This is a genomic window from Nocardia sp. MDA0666, assembly GCF_003023875.1.
Lineage (GTDB): Bacteria > Actinomycetota > Actinomycetes > Mycobacteriales > Mycobacteriaceae > Nocardia > Nocardia aobensis.
This window is the reverse complement of sequence record NZ_PYHT01000042.1, coordinates 20,479-29,420: the sequence shown is the minus strand read 5'-3', so window position 1 is coordinate 29,420 and position 8,942 is coordinate 20,479. Positions and strand designations below refer to the sequence as shown.

The 8,942-nt window shown below is 65.9% G+C and carries 9 protein-coding genes; 4 read left to right on the top strand and 5 right to left on the bottom strand.

All coding sequences use genetic code 11. The annotated features are described in order from the left end of the window. The first annotated feature begins 275 nt into the window (after positions 1–275). From C8258_RS31625 to C8258_RS31615, 3 genes are all read left to right on the top strand, one after another. Entirely contained in the window at positions 276–998 is a 723-nt protein-coding gene (locus tag C8258_RS31625; RefSeq protein WP_106958257.1) for a TetR/AcrR family transcriptional regulator, read from the top strand. Between the two features lie 92 nt (positions 999–1,090). Then, the gene (locus tag C8258_RS31620; RefSeq protein ID WP_036501108.1) at positions 1,091–2,236 is read left to right on the top strand and encodes an acyl-CoA dehydrogenase family protein; all 1,146 of its coding nucleotides are present in this window, start codon (positions 1,091–1,093) and stop codon (positions 2,234–2,236) included. Further along, the gene (locus C8258_RS31615; protein ID WP_233225466.1) at positions 2,220–2,876 is read left to right on the top strand and encodes a TetR/AcrR family transcriptional regulator; all 657 of its coding nucleotides are present in this window, start codon (positions 2,220–2,222) and stop codon (positions 2,874–2,876) included. The genes C8258_RS31620 and C8258_RS31615 overlap by 17 nt, the downstream gene beginning before the upstream one ends. A gap of 24 nt (positions 2,877–2,900) precedes the next feature. Here the strand turns inward: C8258_RS31615 and C8258_RS31610 are convergent, their stop codons facing one another. From C8258_RS31610 to C8258_RS31590, 5 genes are all read right to left on the bottom strand, one after another. Next, positions 2,901–3,941: a DNA polymerase domain-containing protein gene (locus tag C8258_RS31610; protein WP_106958255.1), complete on the bottom strand. Its 1,041-nt coding sequence runs from the start codon at positions 3,939–3,941 to the stop codon at positions 2,901–2,903. Further along, positions 3,938–5,032: an ATP-dependent DNA ligase gene (locus C8258_RS31605; RefSeq protein WP_199195921.1), complete on the bottom strand. Its 1,095-nt coding sequence runs from the start codon at positions 5,030–5,032 to the stop codon at positions 3,938–3,940. The genes C8258_RS31610 and C8258_RS31605 overlap by 4 nt, the downstream gene beginning before the upstream one ends. Positions 5,033–5,160: 128 nt before the next feature. Next, on the bottom strand, positions 5,161–5,544 hold the full coding sequence (locus tag C8258_RS31600; protein ID WP_036501111.1) for a cold-shock protein: 384 nt from the start codon (positions 5,542–5,544) through the stop codon (positions 5,161–5,163). 33 nt (positions 5,545–5,577) lie between these two features. After that, entirely contained in the window at positions 5,578–6,684 is a 1,107-nt protein-coding gene (locus C8258_RS31595; protein ID WP_036501112.1) for a flotillin family protein, read from the bottom strand. Positions 6,685–6,698: 14 nt separating this feature from the next. Further along, positions 6,699–6,878 (bottom strand): hypothetical protein, encoded by a 180-nt coding sequence (locus C8258_RS31590; protein WP_063820362.1) that lies wholly within the window; start codon positions 6,876–6,878, stop codon positions 6,699–6,701. A 254-nt stretch (positions 6,879–7,132) separates the two neighbouring features. Here C8258_RS31590 and C8258_RS31585 point away from each other — a divergent pair, with 254 nt between their 5' ends. After that, positions 7,133–8,674 (top strand): DHA2 family efflux MFS transporter permease subunit, encoded by a 1,542-nt coding sequence (locus C8258_RS31585; protein ID WP_106958254.1) that lies wholly within the window; start codon positions 7,133–7,135, stop codon positions 8,672–8,674. The last annotated feature ends 268 nt before the right edge of the window (positions 8,675–8,942 follow it).

The window sequence follows — 8,942 nt, the reverse complement described above, 5'->3', positions numbered from 1 at the left end:
GGCATACGAGATACTGATCGGTCTCGTGGGCTCGGAGATGTGTATAAGAGACAGGGCTGGGTTCATCGGTCTACCTCGTGAGCGCGGGACGGAGCCGCTCGTACTGCCGGTACGGTCAACGGTACCGACAGTACGCGATCGGCTTTTCGTGAGCGCGCCTCGGTGGGAAATCTCCCTAAGTGACGAAACTTTCGCTGGTGGACGCGGGCTCGTCGATTTCGTACCGGCGGTACGTTAACCTGGTCGGGACTGTTCGCTCGGCTGGGGAGGTGCCCATGGTGTCCCGGGTCGGCCGGCGAGCTGCTGCGCCTACGGTCACGCGGGAGGAGATCGTCGATGCGGCGATCCGCGTGATCGATCGGGACGGCCCGCAGCCGAGTATGGACGACATCGCCCGTGCGGCGGGGATGACGAAGCCGCGCCTGTATCGGCAGTTCGCGGACAAGGCGGAGCTGTACACCGAGATCGCCGATCGGATGTCGCGCGAGGCGTTCGCCGCGGCGGGGCAGGACATGACGTTGCTGCTGCAGCCGCCGCGGCCGGCGCTGCGGCGGGTGTTCACCGCGTATGCCGCCGGAATTCTGGCCCATCCCAATGTCTTTCGCTTCCTGATGCAGGCGCCGGTGGTGCAGACGGCGCAGGCGAGCCGGTCGGGTGGTGAGGCGGTGGGGGCGGTGTTGCAGTTCGATCTGGGCCGCGATGCGGCGCGGCGGTTCGCGAAGCTCGCGCGGTCGATCGCGGAGGCGGTGCCGATCGAGACGGCCGGGCTGGACTATCTGGCGCGGGCGGTCGTCGGTGTGGTCGTGGCGACGACGGATCTGTGGCTGGAGGGGTCGGCGGCGCCGCGGCGGACCAGCGCGGATTTCGTCGCGGAACTCACCGAGTTGGTGTGGTCGCTGATCGATGGGTTTCTGCGGCGGCAGCGGATCGTGGCGGATCCGGAGGTTCCCATTTTCAGCACGTTGGCGGAGGTGAATACCGCGCGGGAGGCACACTGAATCGGCGTTGTTGACATGCCGCCAATAGTGCGCCAGGCTGGTGCCCAGGGCCGGTGCGGTCCGGTCCTGGGTACGAGACGAAGGAAGTAACGATGGCGCGCGCCGCGTGGAGCGACGATGAGGTCGAGGCCGTCCGGGATCTGGCGAAGACCTTCTTCGAGAAGGAAGTCCTGCCGAACGAGGAGAAGTTCGTCGCGCAGGGGCATCCGGACCGCGAACTGTACAACCGGGCGGGTGAGCTGGGTCTGCTGTGCGCCGCGATTCCGTCCGAATACGGCGGCGGCGGTGGCACTTTCGCGCACGAGGCGGCGTTGATCGAGGCGCAGTCCTATGCCGGTGACGGCTCATTGGGTATGCCGGTGCATTCGTCGATCATCGCGCCCTACATCCATCATTTCGGGACCGAGGACCTCAAGCGGCGGGTGCTGCCGAAGGCGGCCAGTGGTGAGATGGTGCTGTCGATCGGCATGACCGAGCCGGGGACGGGGTCGGATCTGCAGAACATCAAGACCCGCGCGGTGCGCGAGGGTGACGAGTACGTGATCACCGGGTCGAAGATCTTCATCTCCAACGGCTGGTTGTGCGACGGCATCATCATCGCGGCCAAGACCGATCCGACGAAGGGCGCGGCGGGTGTGTCGCTGATCTTCGCCGAGGTGAGCGACGAGACGCCCGGTTTCCGGCGCGGCCGGATCCTGAACAAGATCGGCGGTAAGGCGCAGGACACCGCGGAGCTGTTCTTCGACGGTTTGCGGGTGCCGGCGTCGAATCTGCTGGGTGAGGCCGAGGGGCAGGGCTTCTATCAGATGATGCAACTGCTGGCGCAGGAGCGGCTGGTGACCGCGATCATGGCGGTGTCGATGATGGAGCGGGCGGTGGAGTTGACCGTCGAATACACCAAGGGTCGTGAGGCTTTCGGCAAGCCGCTGTTCGCGATGCAGAACACGAAGTTCGAGCTGGCCGAGTGCGCGACGATCGCGCGGGTGAGCCGCACGTTCCTCGACGATGCGATCGGCAAGCATCTGCGTGGTGAGCTGGACATTCCCACCGCTGCGATGTCGAAGTACTGGCTTACCGACCAGTTGGGTATTGTGGTGGACCGCTGTCTGCAACTGTTCGGTGGTTATGGATACATGACGGAGTACCCCATTTCCCAGCTGTACACCGGTGCGCGCGTGCTGCGCATCCTCGCCGGTTCCAACGAGGTGATGAAGGATCTCATTGCCCGCTCACTCTGACACCACGACCCAGCCGGTGCCGCCCGATGCCGATTCGGCGCGGCGGCGCCGGCTGGAGCCGGACGAACGGCGCGCCCAGATACTGGCCTGCGCCATCGAAATGTTCGGTGAACGCCCCTATGCGGCGGTGTCGACCGCCGAACTCGCGCAGCGGGCCGGGGTGGCGCGCGGGCTGATCAATCATTATTTCGGCAACAAGCGCGATCTGTATCTGGCGGTGGTGCGGCGGATGGTGACGTTGCCGCGCGCCGATTACATGGTGATGCCCACCGGCACGCCGCGCGAGCGGGTGGATGCGAGTGTGTCGTGGCTGCTGGACACGATCAGTGGATTGGGCAGTACCTGGGTGAAGGTGACCGGGCACGAGGGGATCGGGGACGATCCGGAGGTGCAGCGCATCCTGGACGAGGCCGATGACGCGGCGGCCGACCGGTTGTTGCAGATGGTGGGCCTGTCCGGATCGGCGCGCGACGACGAGTTGCGCGCCCTGGTCCGCGCCTACAGCGGTTTGGTGAAAACCGCTGGGCGCGAATGGATTACGCGCCGCAGCTTGAATCGTGAGCAGGTGCACCATCTGCTCGCGGATGTGCTGATGGCGTTGGTCGAGACCACGTTCCCGCGGATCGAGCAGGCCCGCTGACGGCGCCCGCGCGGGTGTGAGTCCTCAGCCGGCGGTGCGGGCGCGGCTGGGCTGGACGCGCGGTGGTTCGTTGGGCATCTTCGGGTAGTTCGGTGGCCAGGGTGCGTCGAGCAGGCCGGAATCGAAGTCGCGGCGCGACATTTCGAGCAGCGGCTGGATCGATTGCGGGGTGCGGTCGGCCCAGGGGTCGCCGGATGTGGCGAGTCGTTCGGGGACCGTGGCGATGGTGAGTTCGTCGGGGACGATCGCATCGAGTGCGTCCCAGGCGATGGGGGTGGAGACCTGGGCGCCGACCTTGGGTCGCACGCACCAGGCGCCGAAGACGGTCTTGTGTGGTGCGTTCTGGTTGTAGTCGATGAAGACGCGTTGTCCGCGTTCCTCTTTCCACCAGTTGGCGGTGATCAGGTCGGGGTGGCGGCGTTCGAGTTCGCGGGCCATGGCGACCGCGGCGGCGCGGACCTGGTAGCCGTCCCAGACGGGTTCGAGGACGGCGTAGATGTGCAGGCCGCGGGATCCGGAGGTTTTGACGCGGGCGTCGATGCCGAGTTCGGCGAGCAGTTCGCGGGTGAGGACGGCGACGTGGCGCAGGTCGTCGAAGCCGATGCCGGGGGAGGGGTCGAGGTCGATGCGCAGTTCGTCGCTGATGTCGAGGTCGCCGATCTCGCCTTCGGTGCGGGCCGGGACCCCGCCTGCGGGAACGTGATTGGGCCAGACGTGGAAGCCGAGGCAGCCGAGGTTGACCGCCCAGAGGATGTGGGCGAGGTCGGCGGCGACCAGGGCGTCGCTGGCGGTGCCGTTGGGTGTGGAGACCTGCACGGTCTGCAACCAGTCGGGGACCGATTTCGGGACGCGTTTCTGGAACCAGGATTTGCCGCTGGCGCCGTCGGGATAGCGTTCGAGCAGCACGGGGCGGTTGCCGATGGTGCGCAGCAGTGGTTGGGCCACGGCCTGGTAGTAGCGGACGAGGTCGAGTTTGGTTTCGCCGCGTTTGCTGAAGTAGATCTTGTCGGGGTTGCTGATGCGGACGGTCACGCCGTCGGTGTCGATGTCGATGGCTTCGCTCATGGCTGGGCCTGCGCTTTCGCGGAGGTGAAGATGTCGGCGAGTTCGGCGGGCGCGACCTCTTCGAGTTGGGCGTAGGTGCACGATTGCGGGGTGCGGTCGTCGCGGAAGCGGACCAGGCGCCCGCCGTGGCGTAATCGCCCGGCCATGAGGTGCTCGTAGCGGACCTCGGCGACCAGTTCGGGCCGCAGGGGTTCCCAGGACAGGTCCTTGCCGCCGGTCCAGCGGCTGATGCCGCCGGGCATCTTGCCTTCGGCCTTGGCTTGGGCGGCGGCGTCGGCCCAGGTGCGCCAGGGATGGTTGTCGAGTGCGCCGTCGCGCAGCGGCGCCAGTTCGTCGACGAGTTGCCGGCGGCGGGCGGCGGTGAAGCTGCTGGCGACGCCGACGTGGTGCAGGTTGCCGTCCTCGTCGTAGAGGCCCAGCAGCAGGGAGCCGACGCCCTCGCCGTCCTTGTGCCAGCGGAACCCGGCGACGACGCAGTCGGCGGTGCGTTCGTGTTTGACCTTGACCATGACGCGTTTGTCCTGCATGTAGGGCAGGTCGCGGGATTTGACCATCACGCCGTCGAAGCCGGCGCCCTCGAATCGGGTGAACCAGTCCTGGGCGGTGTCGGGGTCGGAGGTGATGGGCGTGAGGTGGATGCCCTCGTGGGGGGTGTCGAGGATCGATTCCAGCAGGTGCCGGCGTTCGTGGAAGGGCCTGGTGGTCAGGTCGTCGTCGCCGAGGGCGAGCAGATCGAATGCGACGAAACTGGCGGGTGTTTCGACGCTGAGTTTGTTCACGCGGGAGGCCGCGGGGTGCAGGCGGTTCTGCAGGACGTCGAAATCGAGGCCGTGTTCGGTGACGACGACGATTTCACCGTCGAGGACGCACCGCGGAGGCAGCGCCGCGTCGAGCAGTCGCGCCACTTCCGGAAAATAGCGGGTGAGTGGCCGGTCGTTGCGGGAACCGAGTTCGATATCGGTGCCGTCGCGAAAGACGATGCATCGGAAGCCGTCCCATTTGGGCTCGTAGAGGAACGTGTCCTCACGAGGCAGGGCGCCGGCGGATTTGGCCAGCATCGGTTTCACCGGCGGCATGACGGGCAGGTCCACGCGATCCTCCTCGGGTCGGTCTCACCCATGCCGACGGTGCGGGCGGGAGAAATTCATCGCCCGCATCGTCGTCATGATCGTAGGCCGAGAGCCGCCGCCCGCGGTCGCGGGACATTCGCCCGTGCCGGTCAGTTCTCCAGCCACCCGTGTTGGTCGGCGAATTCGGCGAGCCGGTCGCGGATGGTGATGATCTCGCCGGCGGTGAGGGCGGGGCTGGCGTCGAGCAGCAGTTCGGTGATCAGCCGTTTGTGTTCGGCGGCGGTGAGCTGGCCGGAGCCGCGGCCGCGATGCCGTGGTGGCGCCGGTGCGCCGCCGACCGCGGTCAGGTTGACCGCCTTGGGTCCTCGATCACCCTCGGTGACCTCGAATTCGAATACTCGCCCCTGCCGCAGTTCGTCCTCGTCCAATCCGATGTCGTTCACATGAACGAATACATCGGGCCCGCCGTCTTCGGGGCGGATGAATCCGAACCCCCGAGAACTGTCGAAGGACACCAATTTCCCGATCGACACCTACACCTGCTCCTCATAGCCGTCCGTGTGCGGTCACTCTATCGGTGCCCCGGAGTGGTTGTCGGTGGAAAGAGCCTTTTGCAGGGAGTTGAATACCGTCAATCCCTGCCCGACCATTCCGTTGACCAATTCGCCGACGCCGTCGGGTCCGTTGAGGACGGTCAGATTGGCGTTGGACAGCCCGAGCGCTGCCTGTTTGACGATTTCGGGTAGTTGCTCGATCAGCAACTGGTCCAACGCGATTCGGTTGTTGGAGGCCGCTGCCTCGGCCTGGATGCGGGTGCGGTCGGCTTCGGCCTGGGCGAGCACGCGTACGCGTTCGGCTTCGGCTTGGGCGGGTTTGACGACCTCGGCCTGCAACTGCTGTTCGCGCAGTTGTGCTTCCTTGCGGGCGCGTTCGGCCTGTGCGGTGAGCACTTCCTGCAGGGCGATGGCTTCGGCGAGGGGGCCGGCCTGGCCGGCCTCGGCTTTGGCCTTGTCGATGTCGCGTTGGTATTCGGCCTGCAGAATCGCTGTCTGGCGTTGATATTCGGCCTGTTTGCGCAGCGATTCCTGTTCGGCTTCGGCGGCGAGCTGGGCGGCGGCGGCCTGGGCGATCTGGGCGTCGCGCTGCACGGCGGCGTTGTGTGGTGCGGCGAGGGCGGCGATGTAGCCGAGTCCGCCGTCGTCGATGGACTGGATCTGGAACGAGTCGACCCACAGGCCGATGTTGCTCATCTCCACCTTGGAGGCGACCAGGACCTCGTCGGCGAGTTTCTGGCGTTCGCGGATGATCTCCTCGACGGTCATGGAACCGACGATGGAGCGTAGGTGGCCGGAGAAGATGCGCCCGGTCAGCACCGACATTTCGCGTTCCTGTTCGGACAGGAATCGCTGGGCGGCGTTGACCACCGACTGGGTGTCGTTGGCGACCTTGAAGGCGATGACCGCGCGCACGTCGAGCTGGATGGCCTGACGGGTGACGCAGCGTTCCTGGATCTCGGATTCGAACATCGCGAGCGACAGGTAGCTGACCTTGCGGAAGAACGGCATCACCCAGGCGCCGTGGCCGGTGATGACGCGGAAGGGGGCGTTGTCCTTGGCGCGGCCGCCGCTGATCAGCATGGCCTCGTCGGGATCGGGCACGTGATAGCCCAGCACTGGTGTCTCCCTTGTTATTTCGTTGTCTGCCCACCCGGTGCGAAGTCCAGCGGGATCCACTCGACGACATCGACGATCCGGCCGGGATGCACCGCGACCACGAGTACGGTGGTGCCGGCGTCCAAGGCTTCGGTGGATCGCGCGATGTACAGCTCGGTGCCCCCTCTGATCGCGACCAGGACCTCCCCGAGCATGCCTGCGCCCCGGATCGGCGATGTGAGCCTACCGGTCGAACCGAGTACCGGGTCTTCTATCGCGGGGAACTCCTTGCCGGACAACGAATGAACGGGATGGGAACCAATGTAGTGGGGGCGCGCAGGGTTGTGCGCTGGGCGGCAAGATAACGACAGGAACGGACGAATCGGGCGCGAAAAGTGGGAGGTTTCGATATGGCCTCCCCTGGGAACGGGGTCTGGTCAAGCGATCGGTCACCTGGCAGGCTGAAGCGGTGACCTCTCCTCCGGATATTCCTGCGGCGACGTCGGATCCCGCGTCCGACTCACTCGATGCCGCCGTGTTCAAGGTGGCCGGTGTGGTCGTGCTCGGCGCGATCATGTCGATCCTGGACGTGACCGTCGTAACCGTCGCACTGCCGACGTTCCAGCACGAATTCGACACCAGCTACGCCATCGCGGCCTGGACTATGACCGGCTACACCCTGGCCCTGGCCAGCGTGATCCCGCTGACCGGCTGGGCCGCCGACCGATTCGGCACCAAACGTCTCTACATCCTGGCCCTGACGTTCTTCATCCTCGGCTCGGTGCTGTGCTCCACGGCCTGGAACATCGAGTCGCTCATCGCGTTCCGCGTCGTGCAGGGCCTCGGCGGCGGCATGCTGATGCCGCTGGGTATGACGATCATGACCCACGCGGCCGGACCGCAGCGGATCGGCCGGGTGATGGCGGTCCTGGGTGTGCCCATGCTGCTGGGCCCGATCCTCGGGCCGATTCTCGGCGGCTGGCTGATCGGCAGTTTCAGCTGGCACTGGATCTTCCTGATCAACCTGCCCGTCGGTGTGGTCGCGTTGATCCTGGCGGTAGTGGTGCTGCCCTCCGACCGGCCCGAACCCTCGGAATCGTTCGACTTCCTCGGGATGCTGCTCGCCTCACCGGGATTGGCGTTGTTCCTGTTCGGGGTGTCCTCGATTCCCGAACAGCACACGGTGGCCTCGGCGCGGGTGCTGGTGCCGGCCGCGATCGGCCTGGTGCTGATGGTGGGTTTCGTCTTCCACGCGCTGCGCACCGAACATCCGTTGATCGATCTGCATCTGTTCCGCAATCGCCAGCTGACCTTCGCGGTGCTGACCGCGGTGTTCTTCGCGGTGGCGTTCTTCGGTTCCGGTCTGCTGCTGCCCAGCTATCTGCAGCAGGTGCAGGGTAAGTCGACGCTGGTGACCGGATTGCTCATCGCGCCACAGGGTTTGGGTGCGATGGTCACGATGCCAATCGGCGGCAAGCTGGTCGACAAGATCGGCCCCGGCAAGGTGGTGATGAGCGGTCTGGCCGTCATCGCGGTGAGCATGGTGTTCTTCACCCAGCTCTCGGCCGACACCTCGCTGCCGTTGATGTGTGTGGCGCTGTTCGTGATGGGTCTGGGCATGGGCTGCACGATGATGCCGACCATGACCGCCGCGATCCAGACGCTGACCCACGCGCAGGTGGCGCGCGGTTCGACCTTGATGAACATCGTCAACCAGGCGGCCGGTTCGATCGGCACCGCGATCATGTCGGTGCTGCTGACCAACATGCTGGAGAACCGTCCGCTGGCACAGGCGGCGATCGGATCGCAGTTCGATCCGACCATCGCGCAGAAGCTGCCACCCGAGCAGCTCGACGCCGGATTCGATCAGGCCGCCACCGCCTACGCGCACACCTACATCGTCGCTCTGGTGCTGGTTCTGGTGACGCTGATTCCGGCGGCGTTCCTGCCGCGCTCCAAACCGAAACTGCCCCAGGAAGGTGCCGATGCGCCGGTGCTGATGGGGCACTGATCGCCGAGGGCCGAGCCCTCGTTCACCGACCGCGATCGTGCATCGACTGCACGGACGCACCGCATGCCGTCCGGGCGGGTCCTTCGGGTCCGCCCGGACGGCATGCGGCGTTTCACCGCCCGTAGTTCGAGGCGCCGCATCGATCGCTGCTGAATTGCTGCCAACGTTCCGGTGACAGTTGGATCACTTTGGATGAACCCGTGGCGATTCGAGTTGTACTTTTGAATTCCCAGTTCAAATGCACTGACGAGCGGGTGAACGAAAGGGG

Bases quoted from the DNA above. Each gene is read 5' to 3' on its own strand.
- C8258_RS31610 (WP_106958255.1), bottom strand. From the start codon at position 3,941: ATGAGCGAAGCCATCGACATCGACACCGACGGCGTGACCGTCCGCATC.
- C8258_RS31620 (WP_036501108.1), top strand. From the start codon at position 1,091: ATGGCGCGCGCCGCGTGGAGCGACGATGAGGTCGAGGCCGTCCGGGAT.
- C8258_RS31625 (WP_106958257.1), top strand. From the start codon at position 276: ATGGTGTCCCGGGTCGGCCGGCGAGCTGCTGCGCCTACGGTCACGCGG.
- C8258_RS31590 (WP_063820362.1), bottom strand. From the start codon at position 6,878: ATGCTCGGGGAGGTCCTGGTCGCGATCAGAGGGGGCACCGAGCTGTAC.